The organism is Nocardia mexicana NBRC 108244 (genome assembly GCF_001613165.1).
In the GTDB taxonomy this organism is placed as follows: Bacteria; Actinomycetota; Actinomycetes; order Mycobacteriales; family Mycobacteriaceae; genus Nocardia; species Nocardia mexicana.
Genome location: NZ_BDBV01000056.1, coordinates 46,717 through 73,647, shown reverse-complemented (window position 1 = coordinate 73,647; position 26,931 = coordinate 46,717). Strand labels below are relative to the sequence as shown.

Below are 26,931 nucleotides of genomic sequence, written 5' to 3'. Positions count from 1 at the left end.
CGTCGGCGACGAGAGGAGTTCGACAATGACGACACTGGTTACCGGCGCTACCGGGAACACCGGCCACCACGTGGTGGCGGAGCTCGTGCGGCGCGGTGAGCGCGTCCGCGCACTGACCCGGAATCCCGTTGCGGCCGCGAAGATCCTGGCGCCCGAGGCGGAGGTGGTCGCGGGTACGCACACCGAGCCGCAGTCGTTGAACGGCGCCCTGGACGGCGTCGACCGCCTGCACATCACCGTGACGGCCGGGCTGGCCGAGGTCGGCCCGGAGCTGGTGCGGCGGGCGGTCGACGCGGGCGTGCGGCGCATCACCGTGGTGTGGGGCGGCGCGGTCGGCCCGGTCGAGCAGGCCGTGGCGGATTCGGGCGTGGAATGGACGCGCCTGGAACCGCAGGAGTTCATGTCCAACACGCTGACCTGGGCCGAATCGATCAGATCCGAGGGCGTCGTGCGCGAGCCCTACGACTTCCCCAGCGCCCTGGTGCACGAGGCCGATATCGCCGCCGTGGCGGCCGCCGCGCTGCTCGACGACGGTCATTCGGGACGCGCGTACAACCTCACCGGGCCGGAATCGCTGACGCCGCGGGAACGGATCGCGATGCTGTCCCGGACCGTCGACCGCGATATCGCGTTCGTCCCGATCACCCACGAACAGGCCGTCGACAGGCTGATCGCCTCCGGCGTATCCCGCGCCGACGCCGATTACGTCATCGGCTGGTACTCCGCGCCCGGCGAGGATTCCATGACCGTCGTCGACACCGTCGAGCGCGTCACCGGCCGCCCGGCACGCACTTTCGCCCACTGGCTGGCCGAGCACGCGGAGCGCTTCCGGTAGCCGAAGGGCACGTGCAGTGCCGGGGGCGCGGACGGGGCCGATGCCATGGGTACGGCTTCGGTATTACGTGGCGGGCGGCAGCGACTGCGTGATGAGCAGCCGGGCGGCCTTCGATACGCGCGTGTTGTCGCCCGTGACGAGCCGGTCCTGCAGTAGTCCCCGGATCCCGGAAATCAGCAGGGTGGCAGTCGATTCCGGATCCAGCAGGTCGGGATCGAGCCGTCGCAGCACCTCGGTGACGGCGTCGACGAGCACGCGGACGGCGTCGTCGGCGTAGTCGCGGAACGCGCTGTCGGGCACCGACGCGACGCCGAGCACCTGCAGCAGCACCCGGGTGCTGCTCACCCAGTCGGTGGTGGTGTTCACGCAGAACGATTCGATCAGCCGCCGTCGCAGCGCGTCGATATCGGGGACGTCGGCGAACATGGCCGCGATATCGGGGCGCTGGGTTTCCAACGCGGACACCAGCATCTGCTCCTTGGTTCCGAAATAGTGGATCAGCATCCGCGAGCTGGTGCCGAGGTAGTCGGCCAGCGGACGCAGCGACAGCTCGGTCAGTCCGTATTCGCCGATGTAGGCGATCACTCCGGACAGCAGTTCGGCGCGGCGCGCCTGGTCGAGGGGTCTGGGCACGAATTGACTGTAGCGGTCGTTACAGGTATTCATGACATCATGGGTGTACCAACTGCTACACAAACCGCGCGGAACGTGGTCGTCACCGGCATGACCGCCACCACCTGCCTGGCCCCCGACCTCGACGGCACCTGGGCCGGACTGCTCGACGGCGCCAGCGGCATCGGCCTGCTCGACGACGAGTTCGTGACGGAGTACGACCTGCCGGTCCGCATCGGCGGCAAGCTGAAGCAGCGGCCGGGCGAGCACCTCACCCGCATCGAGCAGCGCCGCCACTCCTACGTGCAGCAGCTGGCGCTCGTCCTCGGACGGCAGGTCTGGGAGGAGGCCGGGAAGCCGGACGTGGACGGTGAGCGGCTGGGCGTCGCCATCGGCACCGGACTCGGCGGCGGCGACGCGTTCATCACCGCCGTCGACGCCATGCGCGCGGGCGGCTACCGCAAGGTGCCTCCGCTGACGGTGCCGATGGCGATGCCGAACGGCTCCGCGGCCCGGGTGGGTCTCGAATTCGGCGCCAAGGCAGGCGTCTACGCGCCCACGTCGGCCTGTTCGTCCGGCGCGGAGGCGATCGCGCACGCCTGGCGGCTCATCACCACCGGCGAGGCGGATGTCGTGATCGCCGGTGGCGTGGAGAACTACATCGAGGCGGTCCCGATCGCGAGCTTCGCCATGATGCGGGCGATGAGCACCCGCAACGACGAACCGGCCCGCGCTTCACGGCCTTTCGACCGCGACCGCGACGGTTTCGTCTTCGGCGAGGCCGGTGCCCTGCTGGTGCTGGAATCCGAGGAGTTCGCCCGCGCCCGCCGCGCGCGGATCCACGGCCGGATCCTGGGCGCGGGAATCACGTCGGACGGCTATCACATCACCGGCACCGAACCCGAGGGCGCGGGCGCGGCACGGGCCATGCGCAAGGCCATCGACTCCGCGGGGCTCACCGCGACCGATATCGAGCATGTCAACGCGCACGCCACATCGACACCGATCGGTGACGCCTCCGAGGCCAATGCCATTGCGGCCGTTGCCGGTGCCGCATCGGTGTACGCCCCCAAGTCCGCGCTCGGGCACTCCATCGGCGCCGTGGGCGCCCTGGAGGCCATCCTCACCCTGTGCACAGTGCGCGATCAGATCGTGCCGCCCACACTCAATTTCGGGCACGCGGACGACGGAATCGAGCTGGATATCGTGCACGGGCAGCCGCGGCGGCAGCGAATCTCGCACGCGCTCAGCAATTCCTTCGGTTTCGGAGGACACAACGTCACGCTCGCATTCGGCGCCGCCTGAGTCGTTCGTCCCCAGCTTTGTCCCAAGTATGTGGAACGGCCGTTGTTCACGCTTATCCACCGAAAGTTGTGGATGGAAGCAGTAGCTGGGGATAAACCCGTGTGCCCCATGTGGATACAGGACCGTTCCTAGCGGTCATGTTGTGCGCGCTGGAGGTTCACCAACCGGCTCGTGATGCCGTCCACGGCCAGATCCTCGAGGCAGCCGACGAATCTGCGTTCGGTATGTGCACCGAGTGCAGGTTCCAGCACCACGGTCCAATCGCCGTCGCGCTCGGTCGGACCATCCACGACGCGAACGTGACTCACGATGCTGCGGCAGTGTTTCCACACCGTGAGGGCCGGATCCTCGGCCCGCGAGCCGAATCGGCTCCGCGCGTCGAACGTCACGATCGACCGGCTGCCCGAACTGCCGCTGTCAGTGTGAAATTGCATCGCCTGCGCCAATGCAACCACTGCCACGATGCCCGCCACCGCGAGCACCGAGACCACCGCGGCGATCCGCAGTCTCACGGCCCGGCCTACCGCACCAGCGGGCCGCGCAGCAGCCGCGTGCGGTCCTCGACCGGGCCGAGGAATCCCTCCGGCGGCAGCGCCAGTCGCTCCAGGCGGGTCGTGATGCCGCGCGTGGCAGCCGGTTTCGCGGTCGCCCGCGCCACCCGCTCCACCACCCAGGCGATTCCGGTGAGCAGGACCCCGCCGGCCAGCAGCACCGGCACGAAGACGTTCAGGCGCTCGGGCCGGGTCAGCCACGCGAAGTTCACCCGCGACGGCGGCTCGGCCGCGTGCACGATCCGGGCGGTGCGACGGCGCTCGGGCTCCGCCCCGATCCGAGATCCCAGCGCCCGCAGCCGGTTGGTGACCAGCATGGCGACCAGCGCGATCTCGGCGGCGAGGAACAGCGTCGCCGACATGATCGCGCGATTCCACTCCCACCGGTACAGGTAGACGAAAACGTAGGCGCCGGTGGCGATCACGGTGACCACCGCCAGCAGCACCCCGAACTTGCGCATCATCACCGCACCTCCATCGATTCCGAGACGATCCGCACCGCGCCCGTGCGGCCGTCGAGTTCGACCTCGGCGCCGTCGGGCAGCCGCCGCGTCGCATCGGGATAGCCGACCACCGCGGGGACGCCGTGTTCGCGCGCGAGGATCGCCAGATGGCTGAGCGGGCTGCCGGTTTCGGCGATCAGCCCGGCCAGCCGCGGCACCACCGCCGCGAGCCGCGGATCCAGATGCCGGACCACCAGCACCGATCCGGGCGGGGGCCGGTGCCCGATGTGCACGACCCCGCGGCCGGTGCCGCCGCCCGCGCCGATGCCGTGGGCGCGCGATCTCACCGTCCGCACCACCGCGACCGGAACGCCGTCGGCGAAACGGAACTCGGTGGGAACGGCGGTGGATTCGGCTGCCGCCCGCGCGGCCAGATCCTCCGGAAGCATCCGCCGGGTCACAGCGCGCCGCAGTTCGTCCAATCGCAGCGCGGTCACCGTCTCGGCGTCGTCCAGCACGCCACCGGCCGCCAGCCGCCGCCCCAATTCGACGGCGACCCGGGCGCCGAGCTCCTGAATCCAGCGCGCCCGCAGTCGCAATGCCTCCCGCGCCACCGCCAGATCGCCGAATTCGCCGTCGGGAACCGCGGATTCGAGCACCGCCCGCGGTAGCGGGGCGGGCGGCCCGATCCGCGGCGGGGTCAGCGCCAGTACGACCGGATACTCCGCGATCGCGCGCTCGTCGGACAGTCCGGCGGCGCGAGCCTCGGCCAGCGCGGACAGCGCCATCGCCGCCGCGGTCGGCCCCGGGCGCCGGTCGCGGGTGAGCATTCCCGCCAGCGCCTCGTAACCGTGCACGGCCCGCAGCGCGGTGCGGGTGTGCTGCAGGATGTCCAGCAGTCCGCCGTTGCCCAGCGTGTGCAGCGGCGGGACCTCGGCCAGATCGCCGTCGACCCGCTCGCAGGTGTGCCGCGCCAACTCTGGCAGTGCGGCCGCCAGCCTCCCGACCCGCACCGCGGCCCCGAGCCGGCGCGCCCCGGGCCGCGGATCCAGCCGTCGCAGCAGCGAGTGCCGCGGCGGAAGCGCCCCCAGCAGTTCGAGATCGGCGACCGCGATGCCACCGACCGCGGTCGCCACCGGCGACGTGCGCAGCCGTTGCGCCGAGACCGTCCCGGTCATGTCCAGCGCCACCCGCAAACCCTCGGCCAGCGGTGTCAGCCACAGATCCTGCTCCAGCGGGCGCAGCGGATCCGGAAACGTCTCGGCGAGCGGACCCGGCCCGAAGATCGGCCCCTCGCCGGGGCCGTGCAGCGCGGTGATGGGCCGGGCCTGCAGCAGCACCGCGCGCCCGGATTCGTCGAGGGCCCACTCGATGTCCAGCGGCCCGCCGAAGATCGATTCGGCGCGGGCCGCCAGCCGGATCACCTTGCGCCGCACCAGCACCGGCAGCTCCGGGCCGTCGGCGGTGAGTACCGCGCGCACCTGACCGCGCCGGGTCAGCGAGGCGGTCCACCCCGCCGCGCTGCCGTCCACCACCTCGCTGGGCCCGCCCCGCACCGCGGTCAGCACCATGCGGTCGCGGCGCCCGCTCATCGGGTCGGCGGTGAACAGGACGCCGCCCCAGGCCGCGGTGAGGAACGGCTGCACCAGCACCGCCATGGCGGCCTCGGCCGCACCGTCCGATGTCGCGGCGACCGCCGCACCCGAAGCCCGGACCCGCGCGACCGCATCGGTGAACTCCGCCCAATCCGCCACGCCGAGAACGGAAGTGAACAGGCCCGCCATGGACTGCTCGGCGCCGTCCTCGGCCACCGACGACGACCGCACGACCAGCTGCCGACGCCCTCCGACCGACAGCCGCCGCCATTCGATCTCAGGCAGTCGGCCCTCGTCGGGCCACGCGGTGGTGAGGACGAATCCGTCCAGTACGGGTAGGCCGCGGTGCGCGGCCTGTGCCAGGGTGGCGGCCTTCGCGCCGGACAGTTCCGGATTCTGCGCCCGCGGATCACGCAGGGAGACGACGGAGGGCTGGTGTGTCGTACCGATTGTCATCGCGCACTACCTTCGGAGAGAAACGACGTTGTTTCGTCCGGATCCGCGACCCGGCACGGCGATCCCCTAAGAGGAGATGGTCACTCCACTTAACAGTTCTCAGTGTTCACCCGGCGTTCCCCGCTTGTCAAGAATGACCGTTCGTTTTATAAGCCTGTTATGTCACACCGATGCACCGGAGTAGAACCGGTTTCAGTATTGTCGTGCCATGGCCTTCGTGATCGACGACAGTGTGGACATCGACGCACCCGCCGAGGTGGTGTGGAAGGTGCTCACCGACTTCCCGGCGTACGGCGAGTGGAATCCGTTCGTCCCGGGGTGTAGCACCACCCTGGAGCCGGGCGCCCCGATCGACATGCGGGTGCGGTTGGTGGGTCCGCGCCCGAAGGCACAGCGGGAATGGATCCGATCCCATACGCCCGGAACCGAATTCAGCTATGCGATGAAGCCGATCCCGCTCGGCGCGCTGCACAGCCTGCGCTCACACACCCTGACCCCGCTCGACACCGGCCGCTGCCGCTACACCTCGCACTTCGAGATCGCAGGCTGGCTCCAACCGCTGGTCACAGGACTGATGGGATCCGCCCTGCGCCGCGGATTCGGCGACATGACCACCGCGGTGAAGCAGCGCGCCCAGCAGCTCACCTGAGCCCGGGCCTCCGTATTTCCGGCATGCTCTTGGCCGGAATCTCGCGACGGATTCCGGCCGAGGACATGCCGGAAATACGGAGGTGCTACGCCTCGAAGGGTATGACGTTCCCGGCGGCGTCGCGCTCGCCGATGCCCGCGGTGATCGCGGCCGCCAGGTCGGCGGCCGCGGGCCAGGTGCGGGGTGGGTCGTCGTCGAGATTGCCGATCGTGTACCAGGTGTCGGTGCCGCGGTAGCGAACCAGTCCTCTGCCGGAATCGTCCAGGCAGACATCGAGTTCTCCGGACACCGTCCCTTCCTCCGCGGTCATGACGGCGGCCTTCTCGGCGATCTCGATGACGTCGCTTATTTGAATTCTCCTCGCTTCACGCAGTCGTCCACGGCGGTACGCAGGGCGGTCTGCTCGTCGGAGTCCACGGCCAGCCCATATTTTACTTTGACCTTGATGTAATGCGCGATATAGGCACACCGGTAGGTGCCCGGCGGGAGGTAGTCGGACGGATCCTGATCGCCCTTGGAGCGGTTGGCCGACGGATCCGCCGCCACCAGATTCTCCGCGTCGTTGGCGATGTTGCGGCGGGTGTTCTCGTCCTTGTCCGCGGCGCCCGACCGCCAGGCCTCTGCCAGCGCGACGATATGGTCGGCGTCCATGCCGGACGGGTCGGCGGTGAACTTGTACTCCTTGAGCTTGCCCGACTTGCGGTCCATGATGCCGTACTGATCGCGCCAGCCGCCGCCCTTGCTGACGGTGAGCTTGCAGGTCTGCGCGTCCAGCTTGACCGTGCCGGTGGCGTCGCGCAGCAGCATGACATCGCGGGTCTCGCACTTCGCGTACTGCGCGTACTCGGCGCCGAAACCGTGTTCCGGCTTGTTGGAGTCCCAGTGCGGGAACTTCTCGCGGCTGTAGCCGGTCATCGAGGCCTCCGGCGCCACAACGAGATTCGTGAGCAGGCCGGGAACGTCCTTGCCGTCCACCTGAACCGCGCGCGCCGGCGCCGGGTTCGCGGTGTCGTTCTTGCTGCCGAGTTCGTCGATCACGATGTAGCCGACCGCGAGCCCCACGGCGAGCAGGACGGGTGCGACCAACGTAATGATTCGCCGGGTGGGTCCGGCCCGACGGGAGGATCGTTTCACCACGACGCCCCCAGTTGTTTCCCGACGACTTCGTCGCTGCTGCCGTTCATCACGCACCGTCCCGAATACCGCTGCACTGCTAGGGAAATCATGCGCTATCTCCCTGATTCCCGCAGCAGGCACCGCGGCGACGATCGCAGCGCGACCGCGCAGCAACGCTGCGCACCCCGTACGCCGAGGCCAGCAGCAGATACACAATAACCAAGGGCAGGATCACTTTTCGACCGCGACGGGACGGCCTACGATATGCACTTCTCATCTCGGGAAGACACAGTGTCAACGGTGCGGGCAAACAGCAAGCCCGGCGGTGGAATCAGTAACGGGAGTCACACCCCGCCGATTCGGGGGCTGTCGGGTCCGCGCCACGAGGCCCGATACTGTCTCAGCAGAAGATGTTTCGCGGACTGTCAGCAGGAGGTCGACAAATGTTCCGAACGACCGTCGTGACGGCGGCCGTCGCCGCCGTGCTCGGGGCGCTCGTCGCGTGCGGGTCCTCCTCCGGCCCGAGCGCGGCGACCAGTGGGCCGACATCCTCCGATACGGGCTCTCCGGCTTCCGCTGCGCCGCAGCGGCCCTCGACTGCCCCCGCGGCCGGCCCGGCGTCGTGCGGTATCGATTTGTCGTCCCCCGTCGTCCGGGCGGCCGTCGCCCAATTGCCCGCCGAGCCCGCGACACAAGCTCCCTGGAATACGAATCCCGCCACCTTCGAGGGCAATTTCGATCCGTGCGTCACCTTGTCCGCGGCAATCGTCACGATCGAAGGCGCGACGGGCAGCTCCCCCCAGCACGCCCTGCTGTTTCATCGCGGCGAGTACATCGGCACGGCCACCGCCGAGGCGTACGGGTTCACCACGCTCGCCGCGGCCGCGAGCACCGACGACACCGTCGTACTCGACTACAAGACGCCCGGCAGCTGCAACGCGTGCGACGACGGCACCCACACCCAGGTCGGATTCCACTGGGACGGCCGGCGTGTCGTCATGAACGGCACCCCGCCGAACTGAGCGGCCGCCCGCCGGTCCGGCAATCGCGTTGCCGGACCGGTCTTCTCGTCGATCAGGCGTTGTTGAGCTTGTTCAGCCGCTCGCAGGACTCCAGGTACTCCTCGATCATGCGCTGCATCAGGTCGGCGGTGCGGTCGACCTTGGTCATCAGGCCGACGACCTGGCCGACCGGGTTGAAGTTGACGTCCTTGGCGGCCTCCGGGTACCGGTGACCGCGCTTGACGCCGTCCAGGGCGACCATCATCTGCAGCGGCATCGGCAGCGGGTCGGGGGTCTCGGTGGACTCCCACGCGTCGGTCCAGTCGTTGCGCAGCATGCGGCAGGGCTTGCCGGTCCACGAGCGCGAGCGCACGGTGTCGTGGCTCGACGCGTCGATGTAGGTCTGCATCTGCGCGGGTGGCACGTTCGCCTCCTCGACGGTCAGCCAGATCGACCCCGTCCAGGCGCCGGCGGCGCCCATCGCGAGCGCGGCCGCGATCTGGCGGCCGTTGCCGATGCCGCCCGCCGCGAGCACCGGCAGATCGCCGACGGCGTCGATCACCTGCGGCCACAGCACCAGCGAGGAGATCTCGCCGCAGTGGCCACCGCCCTCGGTGCCCTGGCAGACGACGAAATCCAGCCCCGCACGCTTGTGGTTGAGCGCATGCTTGACCGACCCGCACAGCGCGCCGATCAGCCGGCCGGAATCCTGCACCTGCTTGATGACATCGTCGGGCGGGGTGCCCAGGGCGTTGGCGACGAGCTTCGCCTTCGGGTGCCGCAGAATGACTTCCACCTGCGGGGCGGCGGTGGTGGCGGTCCAGCCGAGCAGCTGGTTGTGGTGCTCGCCGTCGGGCAGATGCGGAACCCCGTGGTCGGCGAGGATCTTCTCGGCGAAGTCGCGGTGCCCCTGCGGAACCATCTCGCCCAGTTTGGATTCCAGCTCCTCGGGGCTGAGGCCGTCGATGCCCTTGCCCTCGTACTTGGACGGGATCACCAGGTCCACGCCGTAGACGCCGTGCACGTGCTCGTCGAGCCAGGCCAGCTCGACCTCCAGCTCCTCGGCGGTGAAACCGACCGCGCCGAGCACGCCGATGCCGCCGGCATTGCTTACCGCCGCGGCGACATCGCGACAGTGGGTGAAGGCGAAGATGGGGACGTCGATACCCAGTCGTTCGCAGATCTCGGTACGCATGGCCTGGTGGACTCCTCTTGTCTTCCGGCGCTGGAAATAGCTTCGCCGACACACTAGAACACGTTTCAGATTCAGACTAGCGCGTGGGTGCCCTCAAATCGAGGGGTGCGAGGAGAAGAGGGCCGAGCCTGCGTCCGTTGCCTGGCCGGAGTGGGGCGAACTCATGCCGCCACCGACCGCCGTGCGTGAGAAACTCGTTCTAGTTCCATGGCCCGGCACCCCGCGCGGGAATGCCGGGCCGCGACGGTCACCCGGCGGAGAGTTTCGCGAAGTCGGGCGCGTAGACGGTCATCCACTGCGGGCGCAGGCGGTAGAAGACGACCTCCTTGTCCCAGTCGAAGAAGTCGTCGCCGTAGAAGTCCTTGACGTACGCGAGCAGTTCCGGCCACTGCGGATCCGGCTCGCCGTCCTCGGGATTGAGGATGTCGACGTGTCCGTGCGTGAACACGCCCAGGTCCTCGCCGCGCATATGGGCGGCGCTCGCGGCGGGCCGGGCGGCGAGGTGGCGGGCCTTGGCGGCAGTGCGCGCGGTGCCGAAGTGCCAGCTGCCGTGCAGGAAATGCCCGTCGGCACCGCTGATCCGCGGCTCCCCCGCGGCCGTCACCGTGGACAGGGCGAGCGTGCACATGCCGGTGAGGACCGTGGTGAGTTGCGCCGCGGTCAGGGTGCGCTCGGTGCTGATGATCGAGCGGAGGTGTGTGGAGGAGCGGGACAGGGACGCGTCCAGCAGGGTCTGCAGTCGATCGAGTTCTTCCGGAGTTTCGCGCATCGGCCCACTGTAAGCGCGTCCCGTGGCGCGCCGTTTGACCGAAATTGCTCAGTTCGGACGGGGTATTACCCGAGTGTCGCCTTCTTCTTCTGCCCGGCGACGACGGTGTCGGTGGCATCGACCAGGGCGGCGTTCACCAGCACCTCCTGCCCCCTCGACAAGGGGGTACCCGTCAGCATGACCACGGTGGTCTGCTGGTTTCCGTCGCAGGTGACGGGGTTCTGGGCGCCCTGGGCGGAGGGCGCGTCCGCCTGCGGGTCGCCCACCAGCGCCTTGATGCCGACGACTCCGGCCCCGGCCTCGCAGTTGTACACGATCTCCAGGTTTTCCGGCCCGATGCGGTTGACGTCGATGGTGTTGGCGGCGAAGGCGGGAGCGGCGGTCGACACCGCGGCCAGCCCGATCGCACCGAGGGCGGTCACGAGGAAAGCGGGACGCCGGTAATTCCGAAAAGTTGCCATTGATCCTGGTCCTCCTGCGTAGGAAGTAGATCGCGGAACACACTCGGGAACACCGCGGTGCGCGTCGCACCACAGGTCCATGCTCCCCCACCACCGACTCGCAGGAAAGCACCGGTCGATAAAGAATCGAACCGGTCGGTCTTTGCGGTGCGGGCAGAGCGAACGGCCGCCGCCTGGCGTGGCGCGCACCGAGGGGTGGTTTACGCGGTCGCTGCGTACGCTGATTCGCGAGTCGATCGGCCGCCGGATCCTTCGAGGAGAGCTTCTGTGACCACTGTGCAGTTCCCGTCCCCGCTTCGCGATATCGAGCGGAAGGTGCTCGACCGGGTGGCCGAGCTGGCCGTCGGATTCGCCGCGGCGGCAGCGGAATTCGACGAGCGGGCCGAGATCGCCGTGGGTCATCTGCGGGATCTGCATGCCGCGGACGTGGACCGCGCCGTGCTGCCGGAACGAGTGGGCGGCTACGGGGCGAGCTACGTGACCTTCGGGCAGCTCGTGCGCACGCTGGCCAAGGCCGATCCCTCCACCGCGACCATCTGGGTGATGCATGCCGGCGCCGGCGTGGCGCTGGCCGAGATCACCGCCGATTCGCTGGGCTCCTTCTTCGCCGACGAGTTCCTGGCGGGTAAGCGGTTCGCGAACGCGCTGTCCGAGCCCGCCAGCGGCAACCGCTTCCTCAATCCGCAGCAGGAGGCGGTCGCGGTGGCGGGCGGCTGGTCGCTCACGGGCGCGAAGCGGTTCGTCTCGGGTGCCGAGATCGCCGACTATCTGCTGGTGAACGCCCTGGTCGACGACGAGCCGACGTTCTTCGGGGTGGTGCCCGACGACACGGTCACGGTCGTCCCGATCTGGGACACCCTGGGCCTGCGCGCCACCCGCAGCCAGCTGCTGGCCTTCGACGACACCGTGCTGCGCGCCGAATATCGCGGCCGCAGGCCGGGTTTCGCGGATTTCGCGATCATTCCTGCCGGCCTGCCCGCGCTGTCCCTGGGCATCGCCGACGCCGCCCTGGACGCCCTGGTCTCGCACGCCCGGTCCCGGGAGATTCTGGGCAAGCCGCTGTCGCATCAGCAGTGGGTCCAGCACGAGGTCGCGGACGTGCAGACCCGGCTGGCGGCGGCGCACGCACTCTACGACCGGGCGCTGTGGGAGGCCGACAACGGAATCCCCGCGTTCTTCGGAAACCTTTCGCGCGCAAAGTATCTGGCGAACAAACTCGCCGTCGAGGTGGCGCAGCTGGGGGTGCGCATCGGCGGCGCATCGGGCTATCTCAAGCAGTCCCCCATCCAACGACACCTGCGCGACGCCGAGGCGGGTCAGCTGATGGCGTACTCGACCGAGGTCGTCGCGGGCGTCGTCGGCCGGGAAGTACTGGGGGTACCCGAAGAGCAGTAAGCCTGCGGGCTGCTTGTCGGTACCTGATGTAAGACTCGCTGCATGCGATGGGCGGTGGCGGACACGGGCGACGGTGGTGCGCGCCTGTGCCCGCTCGATCAGGACGGCCGTCCGGCGGGGCCGGTCCTTCGTGAGCCCTCGCTCGCCGAGGCGGTGCGCTCCCGCCCCGGGGTGGAGCGGTGGGTCTGGCGGTCCACGGCCGAGATCTACCGCTCGCTCCTGGCCGCCGGCGTCCGGGTCGAGCGCTGCTACGACGTGGAGGCCGCCGAATCCCTGCTGATCGGGCACGAGGAGGGCCAGTCGGGGCAGGCCCGCTCGCTGGCCGCGGCGTGGGCGCGACTGCACCGGCTGCCCGTCCCGCCGGATGTTCCCGCGCGGGCCGCCGAGACCCAGCCGTCGCTGTTCGAATCCGGCCCGGTGCCCTTACCCCCGGGCACCGACGAGTTCGCCGCGCTGCTCGAGGTCTACGCGGGACAGATCGCCCGCACGGCGAAGGCCGAACATCCGGACCGGATGCGGCTGCTGCTGGCCGCCGAATCGGCGGGCATGCTGGTCGCCACGGAAATGTCCCGCTTCGGGATCCCCTGGCGCGCCGACGTGCACCGGGACCTGTTGGACACGATGCTCGGCGAGCGTTTTCCGGGCGGGTCGGAACCGCGCCGGATGGCGGAGCTGGCCGACGAGGTGTCGCGGGCCTTCGGCGGCGGTGTGCGGGTCCGGCCCGACCTGCCCAACGACATCATCAGGGCCTTCGCCCGCGCCGGGATCTCGCTGTCCTCCACGCGGAAATGGGAGCTCCAGCGGATCGATCACCCCGCGGTGGCGCCCCTGCTCGCCTACAAGACGCTCTATCGCCTGTACACGGCTCACGGCTGGTCGTGGCTCGAGCAGTGGGTGCACGGAGGCCGCTTCCGTCCCGAATATCTGCCCGGCGGAACGGTTTCCGGCCGCTGGACCACCAACGGCGGTGGCGCCCTGCAGATCCCGAAGGTGATCCGGCAGGCGATCCGCGCCGATCCGGGGTGGCGCCTGGTGGTCGCCGACGCCGACCAGATGGAGCCGCGCGTGCTCGCCGCGGTCTCGCGCGACCCGGGCCTGATGGAGGTGGCGGGCCGCGGCGAGGATCTGTACGCCGACCTGGCGGCCCGCGCCTTCGACGGTGACCGCGCGCAGGCCAAGATCGCGCTGCTGGGCGCCGTCTACGGCCAGACCTCCGGCGACGCCCTCACACACATGGCGGAACTGCGGCGCCGCTATCCGGCCACGGTCGGATATGTCGACGAGGCGGCCCGCGCCGGCGAGGAGGGACGGCTGGTGCGGACCTGGCTGGGTCGTACCTGTCCGCCGCTCCCCGCACTCCCCGACCAGGCAGACCTACCCCAGGACAACGACGGGTACGGCAGCACCTCCGCGGCCCGCGCCCGGGGCCGCTTCACCCGCAATTTCGTCGTGCAGGGCAGCGCCGCCGACTGGGCCCTGCTGGTCCTGGCGGGATTGCGGCAGGCGATGTCCCGCGCCGGTCTCCGCGCGGAACTCGTGTTCTTCCAGCACGACGAGGTGATCGTGCACTCCCCGGCGGAGGAGGCCGCGACCGTCTCCGCGGCGATCGCCACGGCCGCCGACGAGGCGGGCCGGATCGTCTTCGGGCCGACTCCGGTGCGCTTCCCGTTCACGACGGCGATCGTTGAGTGCTACGGAGATGCCAAGTGAGCGATCTCTCCCGGCATGCGGCCGAGAATACGGCGGAACACGTCCGCGGCGTGGCTGGTCGGTTCGGGTGGCCCAGGGCCGAAACGGAACGTGCGCGTGCCGTCGGGTTGGTGTCCCGCGCGCAGGAACAGGTCGGTCGACTGCCCGGACGAGTAACGCCTATGGGCGAATTCGTAGAGGTGGGTGACGAATACGACGCGGATTCCGTTCGCGACGAGGCTCTCGACGAGGGGCTCCGCGATGCGGGTGGCGTCGCGTTCGCTGGTGGAGGAGAACGACTCGTTGCACAGCAGCAGGGAATTCGGGCGGAGACGGTCGACGATGTGGCTCATGCGGGCCAGTTCGTCGACCAGTTTGCCGTGTGACATCGTCCGGTCCTCATCGGCGACGAAGTGGGTGAACATGCCGTCGCACAGATCGGCCTCGAACCCGTCGGCGACCACGAACATTCCGGCCTGCATCATCAGCTGGGCGACGCCGATGCCGCGCAGCAGGGTGGATTTGCCGCCGCTGTTCGCGCCGGTGACGACGATGAGCGAACGGCCGCTGGCGTCGATATCGTTGCCTACCAACAGACTCCGTCCGGAAGCAGGGCCCGGCCCGGGATCGCCGGACCCGGGCCGACCGGCGGTCAGGCACAGCGCGACATCGCGCAAACCGGTGCAGCGCAGCCGCGGGGTCCCGGCCGGATGCGGGGTCGGGAGACACACCGGCAGTCCCGCGCCGGTCAAGCGGTCGTACAGGGTCAGACAGCCGAGGTAGAAGGCGAGTTCGTCGCGCAGGCGCCGGAAGAAGTCCTGCACGTGGTCGGCCGCGTCGTTCACGACATCGGCGATCCCGGCCAGGGCCCGCCCGCGCAACTGCATGACGGGATCGAATTCGGCCTCCGGTTCCTCGATGACACGGAAGGCGTGCCCGGTGCGGCGGTCGAGGCCGAATCGGCGACGGCGGATCGGTTCGTGCAGCACGACGTTCGCGATCGTATTGCCCGCCCCCAACCCGGCGCCGAGGTGTATGCCGTGCTCGAAATCCATTGCGGCCAACTGTGTCTCGATACTGTCGAGGTACGAGTCGTCGAGTTCGGCGGCGACGGTGGCCAGCAGATCGCCGAAGCCAGGCGACCGGAACGCTCGGCCGTGCCGGTCGCAGTGCGCGCTGAGCTGCCGCAGGGAGGTGATCAGCTCGAGGAGCGGTTGCCGCGCGAGCAGCAGCTTGCCATCGGCGTGATGCGCGGGCCCGACCGTCCAGCGCTTGACCTCGGTTGCCTCGGTGGCGATCCGGTAAAACTCACGCACCGCCGCCGGGTGCGCACGGCAGTCGGCCAGCACGGCATGCCGGTAGCGGATCACGCCGGGGTCGGTCTCCGGGGCCGCCAAGACCGCGCGGACCGCCTCGAGGACGACGGGATCCCCGTCGGCCATTGCGCCACACAGCAATTCGAGACCCAGATCTTCGAAGACGCTGTCGCCGACGGCCGCCCGTGCGGTGTTGTCGCGGGCGGGCCGCAGGAGGTTCACCCGCACGACGCGATCCTGGCCTCGACGCGGTCATAGGTCAGCCCGAAGCGTTCGGCGAGCACCACGGCGTGCGCATTGCCGTCGGCCGCGCGGCGTTCGATACGAAATGTGCGCCGGGACGGATCGTCCGGATCGGTGGCGGCGACCATGCTCACCGTGGCCGGGCCGGTGCGCGCCAGTTCGTCGAAGAACGTGACCCACACGGCGATCGAGCCCCGCGCGACGATCCGGTCGAGCACATCGCGGCCGATCCGGACGGCATCGGCGGTGCTGGTCGCGCTGAAGCTCTCGTTGAGGACGATCACGCTGTCGGCCGTGGCGGCCGTCAGCGTGTCCCGGATGCGCACGAGTTCGTCGGCGAGCCGCCCGTCCGGATCGGCCGCCTGCTCCGCGCGTTCGAAGTGTGTGAACAGCCGGTCCGGCAGCGGCAGGCACGCGGTGCGTGCGGGGACCGGGCAGCCGAGGGCGGCGAAGTAGATCAGCAGGCCCACGGTGCGGGCGAAGGTCGTCTTCCCGCCCTGATTCGGGCCGGTCACCACCATGACCCGTTCCGGTCCCGACAGGCGGAAGTCGTTGCACACCACTCCGGCGTCCCCGCGACGGGTGAGCAGGGCGAGATCGAAGGCCGCTTCGGCATGGATCGGCTCACCCCGGGATGCCAACCGTGGCAGGCACATTGCCCGGGTCGAGCCGCCGACCCGCCCGGCGAATGCGAGGTAGGTCAGATAGAACTGGATCTCGCGATCGAAGGCCGTTACATCGGGATGGGCGAATTGCTCGTGACTGCGGGCGAATTCGCCGAGCTGCCCGAACGCGGACGGGTGCAGGGTGGCGACACGATCGAGGATCTGCTCCTCCATCTGGTTCATATCGTCCCATTCCGAGCGCTGCCGGATCGCCGACGGACCCCCGCAGCCGAAGCGGGAGAACAGTTTCGCGATCGTCGAGCTGTAGTCGGGCTCGGTGCCGCCGGGACCGACCTCGAGGGTTCGTCCGACGAGCCGCAGGCTGTAGCGCACCTCCTCCAGCGCCCGGCGCACCCGGTGGACGTTCGCGGCGAGACGGCCGAAGTCCGGCCCGGCGACATAGTCGGAGACGAACTCGCGAAATCGGGTCAGCGCCCGGGAGTTCAGCGGAAGCGGGGTGAGGGCCTCGGCCAACTGCGCGACGGTATCGAGGTAGTCCGCGGCGGCAGCGAGCTGCCAGCCCTGCCGCTGCTGTGGATGATGTAACCGGTCCTGCCGCGCCAGCCGTGCGCGCATACCGCGCATACCCGCCGAGAATTCGTCGAATACCGCCCGCGCCGATTCATCGGCGAGGTCGGCGAAGACTTCCTGCCGATATCGGACGGTTTCGAGGTCGCGCACCGGTCGCGCGAACCAGGCCCGCAGTCCGTACTCGTCCCGGCCGACGATCGCGGAAACGACCCGATCGATATCGAGGTCGCTCACCGCGTCCGCATCCATGACCAGGTTCTCCGCCGGGCCCGGCCACAGCACGCTGATTCCCGGCATATCCCCACCTCCATCATCTGCACCGGCCTCCGCTCCACGGCGGCCAGGACGGGCTTCTCGCAGAGTAGGAGCATCACTTACCGGCCGTCAAGTAATGGTCATTCGTAGACGCGGGAACCGATTGTGCGGCAGGCGATATCGCAGGCGACCGCCTGCCGCATCGGCGTTGGAACCCGTCAGCGGAATGCGTCGGCGTTCCGCTCCGCCCAGCCCGCGAACGTTCCGGGGGCCCGGCCGAGAATCTTCTCGATATCGGGGCTGACGGCCTGTTCGCGGGGCGTCGGGCTGCCGAGAATGTCCAGCGTGGTGTCCGCGACGGCCGGGGGCATGAAGGCGAGCATCTGGGCGCGCGCCTCCTCGCGGGTCTGCTCGACGAAGGCGACGGACTCGCCGAGAACGTCGCCGAGGGCGGCGGCACGCTGGCGCGGAGTCGTCGGCGCGGGACCGGTCAGTTCGTAGATCGCCTTCGCATGACCCGACCGGGTCAACGCGACCGCGGCGACCGCGGCGATGTCGTCGGGGTCGACAACGGGGAGGCCGACCTCACCGAAGGGCGCGGCGACCGTGCGCGCGGCTTTGATCGACGGCGCCCAGGCATAAGCGTTGGATGCGAGGCCGCCGGGACGCAGGATCGTCCACTCGGCCCCGGAGTCCATGACGGCCCGCTCGAAGGCCGCGAACGCCCGGCCGTGTGACATCGAGTCCGGACGCGTATCCACTCCCTGCGAGGAGAGCAGGACGATCCTGCCGTACCCCGCGAACGGAGCGACGACCCGGGCCGGATCCCCGGTCATCATCAGATCTCCCCCGATCAGCAGGAAGGCCGCCTCCGCGGTAGCGGGTAGGTCGGCGGACGGCCGCGCGAGGTCCGCGGCGACCGCGCGCACTCCGGGCGGCACGTCGCCCGCGGTCATGCCGCGCGACACGGCCGTGACCTCGTGTCCCCCGTCGGCGAGGGTACGGACCAGCGCGCGGCCGACGTTTCCGGTGGCGCCCGTGACTACGATCATCCGAATTCCTAAGTTAGTTGGCTGACTTACTACTCGAACGCTAGCACATTCCGGGACGTATAGTTAGTCGGGTGACTGACTTGAAGGCCTCACCCCGCGCCCGGGCGGCCAGTGCCAAGCGGCAGCGGCTCATGCAGGCGGCGGCGGAGGTCATCCATCGGCAGGGAGCCGAACGCACGACGATCGCCGATATCGCGCGGACGGCCGAGGTCCCCGTGGGCAACGTGTACTACTACTTCAAGACCAAGGACGAACTGGTCACCGCCGCGCTGTCCGAGCACACACGACAGCTGGAACTGCTCACCGCTCGACTGGACGAGCTCGCCGATCCCCGTGCGCGCCTCGCGGGCTTGGTCGAAGCGTGGACGAGTCAGCGCGATCTCACGGCCCGATACGGCTGCCCGACCGGCACTCTCGCCGCCGAACTGGACAAACGGGCCGAGGGCGGGCTGGACGACGAGGCGGGCAAGGTCATCCGGGTGCTATTGACCTGGGTGGAACGCCAGTTCCGCGAACTGGGCCGACCGGATCCCGAAGGATTGGCGCTCACGCTGGTGAGCGGATATCAGGGCATGTCCCTGATGGCCAACGCGCTGCGGGATCCGAGTGTCATGGACCGCGAGGGCGACCGGCTGCTCGCTTGGCTCGAAACAGTCTGAGAGACCGCTCTTTTCGACTATCGACTACCGCAGACCGGACTGCCGGTCATGTTCCGTGTTCGATACGCAGCGACATCAGCTCCGGCCAGGTGTGCGACCACGGACGCAACGGACCCGTGCAGTACCAGACCCGTATCCCGTAGTTCACGCCCTGAAATCCGGCGGCGTCGTCGAGTCGGGCCACCGGTGTCGCCGCGGCGAACCGGTCCGGCAGGGCTGCCGCGAGGCTGTCGCCGCCGACGTAGAGCACCCGGGTCGCCGTATCGGGCGGCGGACCGAAATAGCCGTAGCCGCGGCTCGGGCTGTACACCGGCGGCAGGTCCGCGCGCGAGAGCACATCGAGGGCACTCGCCTGCCAATAGTTCTGGGTCACGATGACGGTCTCGGATCGCTCGCCTTCCGGCAGCGCGGCGACGGCGCGTTCGACGGTCTCGACGAGCTGCGGCCAGCCGCGCAGCCCGAACGCCTGGGCGCGAACCGCCATGTCGCCGTTGCGAATTGCCGGGCCGTGCAGCCAGGACTGCGGCAGCGGCAATATACACACCGCGGCCACGACCACTACGACCCCGGTCGCGAAATATGCCGACAGCAGCTTGCCGATCCGATCGCGGGTCCCCTCCCCTACGAGGTAGACCGCTGCCACGGCGGAGAAGACCGCGAACCCGTCGCCCAGATAGTAGGGCCGCAGGCCCGCCGCCAGTACGACGAGCAGCGGCAGCACGCCCAGCGGCAGCAGGAAGCGGTAGGGACGCAGCCGCGGTGCGCGGGCCACCGCCCAGATCCCGAGCAGCAGCAGGATGCCGCCCGGACCCGTGGTCAGTATCAGCTCCCGGATCGCCGACGCGAGCTGCCCGTCGACCATGGTCGTCTGCTCCGAGCGGATCTCCGCGCCGATCGCGAGCTGCGGCCAGCCGTGTCCGGCCTGCCACAGCAACGCCGGAATCGTGGAGAGCGCCAGGAGCGCGGAACCGAGCCACAGCGCGGGTCTGCGCAACGCCTCCCGCGGGCCCCACAGCAGCACGCCGAGCGCCAGAAGCGCCCAGAGGGCGAGAACCAGCCATTTCACTTGAAAATCCACTGCCGCAACCACTCCGGCCGCGAACAACAGCCCGTCGTGGCGGGTGCGCACCCAGCGGATCAGGAGCCAGCAGGCCAAGCTCGCGAGCGCGGCGTCGTAGGCGAACGTGCTGATCGCCGCGGACTGCTGCACCGCGAACGGCGTGCAGATGTAGCCCAGGGCTGCCACCAGCTGCGCCGCCCGGCCGCCACCGAGTTCGCGGGCGATCAGCGCGGCCAGCAGCACCGTCGCCACGGTCAGTACGACGACCGGAAGCCGAAGCGCCACAGCGGAACCCGGCGCCACCAGATCCGACAGCTGGGCCTGCAGCGGCACCAGCGGTCCCTGGTCCGCGTAGCTCCAGGACGGTCGCCGCCCGGCCGGAACGAGATACAGCTCGTCTCCCCAGAAGGGGTACCGTCCCACCCTCGCGGTCAGCACGACGGCGAACAATCCGGCGACGATCGACAGTTCGCGCCACGCGACCGCCGGTAGCGCGGGCGTGGGCGCGGTGGCTGGGGCATGCCGGGTGGCAGCACTCATCGCGGCCCTCCGTACCAACGGTTCGAACTGCGACGAGGCCGCGACCTGCCGCATACAACTGACGAAATCCCATGGTAGTGAGGCACATTGGGGTTTCCCACGCTGTCTTGTCACAGCGTTTTCGCAGCGCGGTGGTGATCTTCGACCATGGCCTCCACGGTTCGGGCGCGCGGACCCGTGCGGTGTGTCAGCTCTCGAAATCGACCCGGGCGGCGGAGGCGCCGCGCAGTTCGGCCACGTGATCGGCCTCCTGGCGCACCCGCTTGCGCACGCCGGCGGTCAGCGGCCGGAACGATGTGATCGTCAGCGTCAGTGTGCGACCGCTCTTGCGGGGCCGCCAGATTCCGGCGATCTCCCCGTCGGCCAGCACCGCGCCGGGTTCGCCGACCGTCTTCCACACCTCGCGGTGGAACTTCTTGTCGACGATGGTGTCGCGGTCCCGCATCTGGGTGTAGGGGTCACGCGGCGGGAGCAGTCGCACGCCGCGCGCCTCGGGTGGAGCCCGCAGGGCGTCGAGGTCGTCGGCGAGGATCCATGTCCGTCCGCCGTCGTAGTCGACGGGGACGAGTTCGTCTTCCAGCGTGTTCCACCAGGGATCGACGTCACCGGCGAAAACGCCCAGCCAGGAAGCGAAGTCGCGGCGGGTGGACGGGCCGTAGCACCGCAGGTAGCGGCGCAGCAGGGTGCGGCGGGCGTCGTCGGGTTCGATCCGCGGCAGGGGTTCGCCGAGCCATTCCCGCAGCAGGACGAACGGCGCCTTGTTCGCGCTGCGCGGGGCGAAGCAGACGATGCCGCGCAGCGTCAGGATCCGGAGGCAGAAATGCGCCACGCCCTCGCCCAGCGGTTGCTTCGCGGCGTAGGGGCCGAGTGCCCGCCAGGTCTCGCGTTGGGCGGCAGGCAGTTTCGGGGCAATGCGCTCGGACAGCTCCCGGCCGAGCTCGTCGATCGCCAACTGCCGCCCGGACAGGACCGCGTCGATCTCGTCCGCCGCGTGGTCGACGGCCTCGTCCAAACCCATGCCGAGCCGGGTCAATGCGTCATCGACGCCGGAGATCAGATGCCGCCGTCCGGTTTCGGTGGGCGGCAGCACGCCCGTGGTGTAGACCCGCGCGTCCGCGGTCGGGAAGTAGAACGGCGCGCCGCGCATACACCAGGTCTGCAGCAGGCTCCTGTCCGCGCCGACGAGGTCGTCGACGCGGTCCCGGGATACATCCTCGACACGCGCATGCAGCGCCAGCAGTGCCGAACCCGGCGGGCTGTTCTGCACCCCGCACGCACCCGCGGCCTCGTGCAGATCGCCCGCGGGCCGTCGATGCGTGAGATTGTGCGACCGCAGCCGAAACCCGATCACATCGCTCGCGCGCACCGAGGGCGTCATCGCCAGTGCCGATCGCCGAGCAGCGCGGCCTCCGAACCTCCGTCGGCGAAGACGACCTGACCGGTCACGAAGCGATTGTCCGGGCTCGACAGCCAGCACAGCAGCTCGGCGATCCACTCCGGTCGCCCCGGGAAGCCCCCGAACGGTTGCGGCGCAGTGTTTTCGACGGCCCGGCGCACCTCGTCGTCGCCGAGGATCCACGCCGCCGCCGGGGTGTCGACCACGCCCGGGGCGACGATGTTGAGGGCGATACCGGAACCGGCCCACTCGGCGGTCGGGGCGACGCGGCGGACCCAGCGGTTCAAGGCCCGTTTGGCGATACCGTATCCGCCAGTCTCGCCGCCGGCGGACGAATCGGCGGCGAGCAGGCCGACGGCCGCGGCCTCGTCGCCGTCGAGGCACGCCTGCACGATGCGGTCGTCCGCCGGTGCCAGCGACGCGGTGGACGACACCGCCACGGCCCGCGGTGCGGGACTGCGGGCCAGCAGCGGGCGCAGGCCCTGCAGCGTCGCGACGGCGCCGAAGTAGTTCGTCTCGAGCAGTCCGGTCCTGCCGCCGCCCGCGATCGCCAGTACGGCGTCGATCGATCCGTACCCGTGCACCCGATCGACCAGCGAACTCCGGCCCTCGGGAGTCGAGAGATCGGCGGTGATCTCGGCGTCGTCGATATCGCAGCCGATGACCTCCGCGCCGCGGTCACGAAGCAGCGCGGTGGTCGACGCGCCGATGCCGGAAGCCGAACCGGTGACCACATACCTCCGCCCGGCCAATCCCGTATTCGACGTCACCACAACCTCTTTCGTCTCATTCGACCGACAGGCGCCACCCTATACGCCGTCCGGGCGGTCAGTCGGCGCGCAACAGCGGCTGGGTGGAGCAGCGGAAGGCGCCACCGAACAGGCGCGACACCGAGAAGTCGAGGTATTCGACGGTGATCCCGCGGTCCCGCAGCGCCGCGCCGACCCGCTCGAATTCCGGGTCGGTGAGGTAGGTGCCGGAGTCGATCGGCAATCCGTTGGTGGCCATGGCCGCGGCCTCGTCCTCGCTCACCTCGATGCGGTCCCAGTCGCGCAGCGCCTCGGGAATCCCGTCGGGAAGCCGGGCGGGACATACGATCATCAGCCCCTCGCGGACCAACCCGAGCGCACAGTCCAGATGCAGCACGTGCCCGGGCAGCCGGACCCGACTCACCTCGAATCCGAAGGGGCGCAGGTACTTCTGCAGAAATCGCCTGCCGAGGGTGTTGGTGGCCATGCCGGATTCGCCGACGAGCACCTGCTTGCCGAGCACGAGCACGTCACCGCCCTCCAGGAACGGGCCCGCACCGCTGTCGCCCGCTGCGGCGATCTCGGGCATCGGCAGCGACACGTAACCGGCCGCGGACGGCAGCACCCGGTCGAGCAGCAACTCTCGGCTGGTCAGCACTTCCGTGCGCCGGTGCGGGAACTGCAGCACTCCCTCGATCACGTGGGCGCCGACGGTGAACCAGGGATCGCGGACGAAGAAGTTGGCATACCCGAGGCCGCCGCCCGCCGCCTTCTCCGGCTCGGTCAGCAATCGCGGGCGCAGCACCTCCACGTCGTACCCGCGGAGCAGCGCGGCCAGATTCTCCCGCTCGGCCTCCCAGGCGGCCTGCTTTTCGGGATAGGCATCCCCGAAGTCCTTGCCCCACACCGCCTGCATCAGCTCGACGGCGCCGGGCTCCACCGGCGGGGAGGTGAGCCCGGCCCGCGCCGGATCGTCCGGCGCTCGGAACTCGCATCGGGCGACCACCACCGACCGCAACCGCGCGAACTCGCTGTCCACGCGAACTGGCAAATCATTGGCAATCACGCTGCCGAGACTACCCGGGCGTCGGAGACAAGTGCGACGCATGACCGCGCAAGCCGACCGCAAGTGCCGTGCAATCGCCGGTCGGCAGCCTCGTCGCCATGACCACTTCGATAACGATCATCGGCGCCGGACTCGGCGGACTCACGCTCGCCCGCGTCCTGCACGTCCACGGCATCCCGGCCACCGTCTACGAGGCCGAGGCCGCACCGACCGCGCGCAGGCAGGGCGGGATGCTCGACATCCACGACTACAACGGCCAACTCGCCCTCGAGGCGGCCGGACTGACCGACGAGTTCCGCGGCATCATCCTGGAGGGCCGCCAGGCCATGCGGATCATGAACCCCGACGGAACCATCCTGCTCGACAAGGCCGACGACGGCACCGGCGGCCGCCCGGAGGTGCAGCGCGCCGCGTTGCGGCAGATCCTGCTCGATTCGCTCCCGGCGGATACGGTCCGGTGGGGTCGCAAGGTCGAACGCGTTCGCGCACTCGGTGCGGGCCGGCACGAGGTGCGTTTCGCCGACGGCAGTACCGTCCACACGGACCTGCTGGTCGGCGCGGACGGCGCATGGTCCCGGGTCCGGCCGCTGCTGTCCGCCGCCACACCCGAATACACCGGCGAGTCGTTCGTCGAGACCTACCTGTTCGACGCCGACACTCGACACCCCGCCACCGCGACGGCGGTCGGCGGCGGATCGCTCATCGCGCCCGCGCCGGGCAACGAGATTCACGCGCACCGGGAGAAGGGCGACACCCTGCACGCCTACGTGGTGCTGGCCCGTTCCCTGGACTGGTTCTCCGCCATCGACTTCACCGATGCCGCGGCGGCCACCGCGCGGATCGCGCGGGAATTCGACGGCTGGGCACCGGAACTCACCGCATTGATCACCGCCGCCGACACCGGACCGGTCTGGCGGCCGCACTACGCGCTCCCGGCCGAGCATCGGTGGGACCGACTCCCGGGGGTGACCCTGGTCGGCGACGCGGCCCACCTCGCGGCCCCGAACGGCGAAGGCGCGAATCTGGCCATGCTCGACGGCGCCGAACTGGGCACGGCCTTGGCCGCGCACCGCGGTGACGTCGAGGCCGCGCTCGCCGAGTACGAGCGGGCCATGTTCACCCGTAGCACCGAGATCGCTACGGAGGCGGCCGAGTTCTTCGGGGAGTTTTTCGACGGCACGCCCGAGGGTCTGGTCGCGGCGTTCACCGAACCCGAGCAGAAACCGTAGCTTCGCGGCGTCAGTCCAGGCAGAACTCGTTGCCCTCGATGTCCTGCATCACCAGGCACGACTCGTTGTCTTCGTCGGCGGGTAGCAGCCACAGGCGTGTCGCACCGAGCGGGAGCAGTCGCGCGCATTCGGCCTCGAGGGCGGCCAGGCGCTGCTCCCCGACCAGCCCGGTGCCGACCCGCACGTCGAGGTGCACCCGATTCTTGACCACCTTGCCCTCGGGCACCCGCTGGAAGTACAAACGCGGACCCACGCCCGTGGGATCCATACAGACGAAGTCCGCACCTCGCTTCTCGGGCGGCAACGAGCGATCGTATTCCTCCCAGCCGGCAAACCCCTCCGGTGGCGGAGGCACGACATACCCCAGCACCTCACACCAGAAACGAGCAACCCGTTCAGGTTCCGCACAGTCGAAGGTCACTTGGATCTGTCTGACCGATGCCATCGGGTCACCATAAAGGCTGGACCTGTTGCCGTCTCCCCGTTTTCGCGGTCCGCGGCTACGCTCCGAGAGATGGTTCCGCTTTCGCATGCTGCGGCCTTTGCCGTGGCCGCCCTGATCATTATCGTCATTCCGGGTCCCAATGTGCTTTTCGCCATCGGCCGGGCGCTGACTCTCGGACGCCGGTCCGCGGTGCTGTCGGTGGCGGGTGCGGTGGCGGGATCTTTCGTGCCGCTGGCCGCGGTGGCGGTCGGCCTGGGTGCGGCTTTGATGGCCTCGGCGATGTTGTTCCTGATCGTGAAGATCGTCGGGGCGGCGTATCTGATCTACTTGGGCGTCACGGCGATTCGGCAGCGGAAGGAGCTGGCGGCCGCCCTGCGGTCGAAGGTTCCGGGTGTCGGCGACGGCCGCGTATTCCGGCAGGGATTCGTCGTCGGAGCCACCAACCCCAAGACAATCGTGTTCTTCGGCGCGGTCCTTCCGCAGTTCGCCGCGCCGGATCGGGGTGCGCTGCCGGTGCAGTTGCTGACTCTCGGTGTCATCTTCCTTGCTATCCAAGCGCTTTCGGACGGCAGTTGGGCGCTGCTGGCGGCGACGGCCCGGTCGTGGTTCGTCCGCTCTCCCCGGCGCCTCGAAACCGTCGGCAGCACCGGCGGTGTGATGATCATCGGAGTCGGCGCCGGAATGGCACTGACCGGCACGAACTAGTGTCGCAGCCGGTTGCGATAGTGGCGCAGCGTATTTCGCTGGAGCAGGGTTCGCCCTGCGCCGTCCCGCTTTGTTCCGCCTGATGTTCGGCAACCCCTGCGACACGGACGACGAGGACCGGGCCCGCGCCGCGGAGGAAATCCATGAACTGCTGCGATTCGCGATGACGCAGGTCTTCCCGGACGGCGACCACGAGGCGCTGGCCTCGGCGGGCTGGGGCCTGGCCCACGGGTTGGCCTGCCTGCACCTGGACGGCAAGCTGTCGGCGGACTCCGCTCAGGAGGTGGCCGATCGCGTGCGTGCCGCCTTCGCCGCGATCCTGTCGGCTCAGGCGCGCTGACGTTCGGCCCGCTGCTGGATCAGCTCCTCGACCGGGGTGGGCAGGGTGGTTTCGAAGTCGATGAGTTTGGCCCAGGTCGGGGTGATGACGATCCGGACCATGCCGTCGTAGAGCGAGCGGACCTCGGCCTCCCATTCGACGCGCTGCTCGGGGGTCATTTCGTAACTGCCGTTCATCTGCAGGTACTCCTCCGGGATGCCGTCCACCACGTCGAGTTCCGCCACCCGCCCGCGGATGAGCAGAATCTTGGGCGGGTGCACCTCGGTGTCGATCGTCAACGCGACCTCCGGGTGGTGCCGCAGCGAAATCAGCTTCGGGGCGTTCTTCGTGGTGCAGACGACGATCTGTGAGCCGTTCCAGGTGAAGCCGATGGGGATGTTGCGGGGTGTGCCGTCCTTGGCGACGTACGCCATGCGCAGCAGGTCACGAGCCAGGAGTTCCTGGCTGATCGGGAGATTCAGGATCGCGGTGATCTCGTTCGGTCGCATGGGTTTGCTCCTTCGTCGGTATGTCGAGGCCCGTTCGGCTGCTCGTACCCCTGGGACGGAGCCGCCCGAGCGTTCTCGACATCCACGACGCAGGAATCTCCGAAAATTTCGGAGGATCCC

General features: G+C 69.4%; 28 protein-coding genes. 10 read left to right on the top strand and 18 right to left on the bottom strand.

Annotated features, from left to right (window positions below; genetic code table 11):
* Window positions 1-25: 25 nt before the first annotated feature.
* Window positions 26-835, top strand: a complete 810-nt coding sequence (locus tag NM1_RS23180; protein ID WP_068023422.1) for an NmrA family NAD(P)-binding protein — start codon at window positions 26-28, stop codon at window positions 833-835.
* 63 nt (window positions 836-898) lie between these two features.
* Here the strand turns inward: NM1_RS23180 and NM1_RS23175 are convergent, their stop codons facing one another.
* The gene (locus tag NM1_RS23175) at window positions 899-1,468 is read right to left on the bottom strand and encodes a TetR/AcrR family transcriptional regulator (RefSeq protein ID WP_068023678.1); all 570 of its coding nucleotides are present in this window, start codon (window positions 1,466-1,468) and stop codon (window positions 899-901) included.
* 39 nt (window positions 1,469-1,507) lie between these two features.
* On the opposite strand from NM1_RS23175, the gene NM1_RS23170 reads away from it, so the two are divergent.
* Window positions 1,508-2,752 carry a KasA/KasB family beta-ketoacyl-ACP synthase gene (locus NM1_RS23170; protein WP_068023420.1) on the top strand — a complete coding sequence of 415 codons (1,245 nt, stop codon included), beginning with the start codon at window positions 1,508-1,510 and terminating at the stop codon, window positions 2,750-2,752.
* 128 nt (window positions 2,753-2,880) lie between these two features.
* Here NM1_RS23170 and NM1_RS23165 read toward each other — a convergent pair whose 3' ends face one another.
* Genes NM1_RS23165 through NM1_RS23155 form a run of 3 tightly spaced genes read right to left on the bottom strand, consistent with a single transcriptional unit; the run spans window position 2,881 to window position 5,797 of the window.
* Complete coding sequence (locus NM1_RS23165; protein ID WP_147288983.1) at window positions 2,881-3,234, bottom strand: hypothetical protein; 354 nt, start codon at window positions 3,232-3,234, stop codon at window positions 2,881-2,883.
* A 38-nt stretch (window positions 3,235-3,272) separates the two neighbouring features.
* Window positions 3,273-3,767, bottom strand: a complete 495-nt coding sequence (locus tag NM1_RS23160; protein ID WP_084519942.1) for a hypothetical protein — start codon at window positions 3,765-3,767, stop codon at window positions 3,273-3,275.
* Window positions 3,767-5,797, bottom strand: coding sequence for a PEP/pyruvate-binding domain-containing protein (locus NM1_RS23155; protein ID WP_068023414.1), 2,031 nt, complete (start codon window positions 5,795-5,797; stop codon window positions 3,767-3,769). Before NM1_RS23155 ends, NM1_RS23160 begins: the two co-directional genes overlap by 1 nt.
* Before the next feature lie 208 nt (window positions 5,798-6,005).
* Between NM1_RS23155 and NM1_RS23150 the strand changes: the two genes are divergently transcribed.
* Window positions 6,006-6,446, top strand: coding sequence for an SRPBCC domain-containing protein (locus NM1_RS23150; RefSeq protein ID WP_068023411.1), 441 nt, complete (start codon window positions 6,006-6,008; stop codon window positions 6,444-6,446).
* A gap of 85 nt (window positions 6,447-6,531) precedes the next feature.
* On the opposite strand, the gene NM1_RS23145 is transcribed toward NM1_RS23150, so the two are convergent.
* Both NM1_RS23145 and NM1_RS23140 read right to left on the bottom strand, forming a co-directional pair.
* Window positions 6,532-6,756, bottom strand: coding sequence for a hypothetical protein (locus tag NM1_RS23145; RefSeq protein ID WP_084519941.1), 225 nt, complete (start codon window positions 6,754-6,756; stop codon window positions 6,532-6,534).
* A gap of 35 nt (window positions 6,757-6,791) precedes the next feature.
* Entirely contained in the window at window positions 6,792-7,532 is a 741-nt protein-coding gene (locus NM1_RS23140) for an HNH endonuclease family protein (protein ID WP_246011327.1), read from the bottom strand.
* Window positions 7,533-8,005: 473 nt separating this feature from the next.
* On the opposite strand from NM1_RS23140, the gene NM1_RS23135 reads away from it, so the two are divergent.
* Window positions 8,006-8,584 (top strand): LppP/LprE family lipoprotein, encoded by a 579-nt coding sequence (locus NM1_RS23135; RefSeq protein WP_084519940.1) that lies wholly within the window; start codon window positions 8,006-8,008, stop codon window positions 8,582-8,584.
* Window positions 8,585-8,636: 52 nt separating this feature from the next.
* On the opposite strand, the gene NM1_RS23130 is transcribed toward NM1_RS23135, so the two are convergent.
* The 3 genes from NM1_RS23130 to NM1_RS23120 all read right to left on the bottom strand — a co-directional run bounded on the left by NM1_RS23130 (window position 8,637) and on the right by NM1_RS23120 (window position 10,988).
* Window positions 8,637-9,758, bottom strand: a complete 1,122-nt coding sequence (locus tag NM1_RS23130; protein WP_068023404.1) for a nitronate monooxygenase — start codon at window positions 9,756-9,758, stop codon at window positions 8,637-8,639.
* A gap of 247 nt (window positions 9,759-10,005) precedes the next feature.
* Window positions 10,006-10,527 carry a pyridoxamine 5'-phosphate oxidase gene (locus NM1_RS23125; RefSeq protein WP_068023400.1) on the bottom strand — a complete coding sequence of 174 codons (522 nt, stop codon included), beginning with the start codon at window positions 10,525-10,527 and terminating at the stop codon, window positions 10,006-10,008.
* Window positions 10,528-10,592: 65 nt separating this feature from the next.
* On the bottom strand, window positions 10,593-10,988 hold the full coding sequence (locus NM1_RS23120; RefSeq protein WP_147288982.1) for a hypothetical protein: 396 nt from the start codon (window positions 10,986-10,988) through the stop codon (window positions 10,593-10,595).
* Between the two features lie 267 nt (window positions 10,989-11,255).
* Here NM1_RS23120 and NM1_RS23115 point away from each other — a divergent pair, with 267 nt between their 5' ends.
* Window positions 11,256-12,383, top strand: coding sequence for an acyl-CoA dehydrogenase family protein (locus NM1_RS23115; RefSeq protein ID WP_084519939.1), 1,128 nt, complete (start codon window positions 11,256-11,258; stop codon window positions 12,381-12,383).
* A gap of 42 nt (window positions 12,384-12,425) precedes the next feature.
* The gene (locus tag NM1_RS23110; protein ID WP_068023394.1) at window positions 12,426-14,093 is read left to right on the top strand and encodes a bifunctional 3'-5' exonuclease/DNA polymerase; all 1,668 of its coding nucleotides are present in this window, start codon (window positions 12,426-12,428) and stop codon (window positions 14,091-14,093) included.
* Here the strand turns inward: NM1_RS23110 and NM1_RS23105 are convergent.
* The 3 genes from NM1_RS23105 to NM1_RS23095 form a co-directional block, all read right to left on the bottom strand.
* Window positions 14,075-15,616 (bottom strand): MutS-related protein, encoded by a 1,542-nt coding sequence (locus NM1_RS23105; RefSeq protein ID WP_068023391.1) that lies wholly within the window; start codon window positions 15,614-15,616, stop codon window positions 14,075-14,077. The genes NM1_RS23110 and NM1_RS23105 overlap by 19 nt on opposite strands.
* Window positions 15,607-17,124 (bottom strand): MutS-related protein, encoded by a 1,518-nt coding sequence (locus tag NM1_RS23100; RefSeq protein ID WP_068023389.1) that lies wholly within the window; start codon window positions 17,122-17,124, stop codon window positions 15,607-15,609. The genes NM1_RS23105 and NM1_RS23100 overlap by 10 nt, the downstream gene beginning before the upstream one ends.
* A 176-nt stretch (window positions 17,125-17,300) precedes the next feature.
* The gene (locus NM1_RS23095; protein ID WP_068023386.1) at window positions 17,301-18,134 is read right to left on the bottom strand and encodes an SDR family oxidoreductase; all 834 of its coding nucleotides are present in this window, start codon (window positions 18,132-18,134) and stop codon (window positions 17,301-17,303) included.
* A 71-nt stretch (window positions 18,135-18,205) separates the two neighbouring features.
* Between NM1_RS23095 and NM1_RS23090 the strand changes: the two genes are divergently transcribed.
* Window positions 18,206-18,793, top strand: a complete 588-nt coding sequence (locus NM1_RS23090; RefSeq protein ID WP_068023383.1) for a TetR/AcrR family transcriptional regulator — start codon at window positions 18,206-18,208, stop codon at window positions 18,791-18,793.
* 46 nt (window positions 18,794-18,839) lie between these two features.
* On the opposite strand, the gene NM1_RS23085 is transcribed toward NM1_RS23090, so the two are convergent.
* The 4 genes from NM1_RS23085 to NM1_RS23070 all read right to left on the bottom strand — a co-directional run bounded on the left by NM1_RS23085 (window position 18,840) and on the right by NM1_RS23070 (window position 23,604).
* The gene (locus NM1_RS23085) at window positions 18,840-20,393 is read right to left on the bottom strand and encodes a glycosyltransferase family 39 protein (protein WP_068023380.1); all 1,554 of its coding nucleotides are present in this window, start codon (window positions 20,391-20,393) and stop codon (window positions 18,840-18,842) included.
* Between the two features lie 187 nt (window positions 20,394-20,580).
* Complete coding sequence (locus NM1_RS23080) at window positions 20,581-21,759, bottom strand: winged helix DNA-binding domain-containing protein (RefSeq protein WP_246011326.1); 1,179 nt, start codon at window positions 21,757-21,759, stop codon at window positions 20,581-20,583.
* Between the two features lie 8 nt (window positions 21,760-21,767).
* Complete coding sequence (locus tag NM1_RS23075; protein WP_246011325.1) at window positions 21,768-22,559, bottom strand: SDR family oxidoreductase; 792 nt, start codon at window positions 22,557-22,559, stop codon at window positions 21,768-21,770.
* Window positions 22,560-22,617: 58 nt separating this feature from the next.
* Window positions 22,618-23,604, bottom strand: coding sequence for a dimethylarginine dimethylaminohydrolase family protein (locus NM1_RS23070; RefSeq protein WP_211339400.1), 987 nt, complete (start codon window positions 23,602-23,604; stop codon window positions 22,618-22,620).
* A 98-nt stretch (window positions 23,605-23,702) separates the two neighbouring features.
* Between NM1_RS23070 and NM1_RS23065 the strand changes: the two genes are divergently transcribed.
* Window positions 23,703-24,833, top strand: a complete 1,131-nt coding sequence (locus NM1_RS23065) for an FAD-dependent oxidoreductase (RefSeq protein WP_068023662.1) — start codon at window positions 23,703-23,705, stop codon at window positions 24,831-24,833.
* A gap of 10 nt (window positions 24,834-24,843) precedes the next feature.
* Here NM1_RS23065 and NM1_RS23060 read toward each other — a convergent pair whose 3' ends face one another.
* Window positions 24,844-25,278 (bottom strand): VOC family protein, encoded by a 435-nt coding sequence (locus tag NM1_RS23060; RefSeq protein WP_068023371.1) that lies wholly within the window; start codon window positions 25,276-25,278, stop codon window positions 24,844-24,846.
* A 69-nt stretch (window positions 25,279-25,347) separates the two neighbouring features.
* On the opposite strand from NM1_RS23060, the gene NM1_RS23055 reads away from it, so the two are divergent.
* A complete protein-coding gene (locus NM1_RS23055; RefSeq protein WP_068023369.1) occupies window positions 25,348-25,983 on the top strand; it encodes a LysE family translocator in 636 nt (211 codons plus the stop codon).
* A gap of 55 nt (window positions 25,984-26,038) precedes the next feature.
* On the top strand, window positions 26,039-26,323 hold the full coding sequence (locus tag NM1_RS23050; RefSeq protein ID WP_084519936.1) for a TetR-like C-terminal domain-containing protein: 285 nt from the start codon (window positions 26,039-26,041) through the stop codon (window positions 26,321-26,323).
* Here the strand turns inward: NM1_RS23050 and NM1_RS23045 are convergent.
* Complete coding sequence (locus NM1_RS23045; protein WP_068023363.1) at window positions 26,311-26,811, bottom strand: pyridoxamine 5'-phosphate oxidase family protein; 501 nt, start codon at window positions 26,809-26,811, stop codon at window positions 26,311-26,313. The genes NM1_RS23050 and NM1_RS23045 overlap by 13 nt on opposite strands.
* Window positions 26,812-26,931: the final 120 nt, after the last annotated feature.